The 1,440-nt window shown below is 28.2% G+C and carries 1 protein-coding gene; it reads left to right on the plus strand.

What is annotated here, in order from left to right; all coding sequences use genetic code 11:
• Nucleotides 1–67: 67 nt before the first annotated feature.
• A protein-coding gene (locus tag ACJDTP_RS27355; protein WP_406762999.1) for an IS3-like element ISCb4 family transposase occupies nucleotides 68–1,398 on the plus strand; the annotation gives its coding sequence in 2 pieces (ribosomal slippage) (nucleotides 68–440 and nucleotides 440–1,398; 1,332 coding nt in all).
• Nucleotides 1,399–1,440: the final 42 nt, after the last annotated feature.

Consider the following 1,440-nt stretch of genomic DNA (forward strand, 5'->3'; position numbering starts at 1 on the left):
TAAAAAAAGTCTACCCTATAGGGTTTTTCTATTTATAATAAGATTATAGAGTTAGGAGTGAATACAAATGAGTAAGAAATTTTTTTCAAATGAGGAGATAAATATACTTTCTAAAAATAAATATGTTAAAAGAGTTAGTGAAAAAGGAATTACATATACAGATGAATTTAAAAGACTATTTATTGCTGAAAATGAAAAAGGTAAATTTCCCAGAGAGATATTTGAAGAATGTGGTTTTGATATTAATATAATTGGTTTAAAAAGAATACAATCATCTGGTGGTAGATGGCGCTCCGCATTTCGAAGAAATGGTGTTGAACAATTACAAGATACTAGAAAATATAATACTGGCAGACCAAGTGAAAAAGACTTATCTTTAGAGGAAAAGTATGAGAAGCTACAAGCAAAACTAAAACTTCTACAAGCTGAAAATGAACTTCTAAAAAAGTTAGAAATGTTAGAAAGGAGTGTGGAAAAGAAGAAATAGCAGTGTCATCAAGTGAAAAATTCAAAATTATAAAATATATTATTGAGAAGTACAAATTTAAAAATATGCTTAGTTATATGTGTAAGATTTCAGGCGTTTCACGTTCGGGATATTATAGATATTTTTCATCTATAATTATGAAAAGTCGCGAATCTAACGAAGTTAGAGATTTAGAAATCAAAGAAAATATTTTAAAAGCCTATTATTTTAAGAGGCGTAAAAAGGGCGCTAGACAAATTAAAATGACCCTGAACAATCATTTTAACATAAACTATAATTTAAAACGTATAAGAAGGATAATGAAAAAATATGAAATTACTTGCCCTCATAGAAAAGCTAATCCTTATAGAAGAATGATGAAAGCCACAAAGGAACATACAGTCTTACCAAACTTGTTAAATAGAGAATTCAAGCAAAAATCTCCTGGCAAAGTATTGCTAACGGATATATCTTATCTATTTTTCAAAAATGGTCAGAAGGCTTATTTATCGACTATTTTAGATGCTTCGACTAATGAGGTTTTAGCTCATAATGTTTCAAAAAGCTTAAAAATAGATATAGTAACTAATACAATAGATAAGCTAATACAAAATAACAAGAATATTCTTAGAAAAGATTCATTTATTCATTCAGATCAAGGAGTACATTATACCAGCCCAATTTTTCAAAATAAAGTTAAAAAGAATAAGTTAGGACAATCTATGTCTAGGCGTGGAAACTGTTGGGATAACGCCCCGCAGGAATCATTCTTTGGACATTTAAAGGATGAAGTTGATATAAAAACTTGTGAAACATTTGAGGATCTAGTTAAAGAAATAGATGATTATATAGATTATTATAATAACTTTAGAGGGCAGTGGAACTTAAAAAAGATGACTCCCGTTAAATACAGAAATCATCTTTTAAATTAGTCTATCTTTTTTTAAATTGTCCTTGACAAAGGGTACATTTTA

This window comes from Candidatus Clostridium helianthi, from assembly GCF_045310795.1.
Lineage (GTDB): Bacteria > Bacillota > Clostridia > Clostridiales > Clostridiaceae > Clostridium > Clostridium helianthi.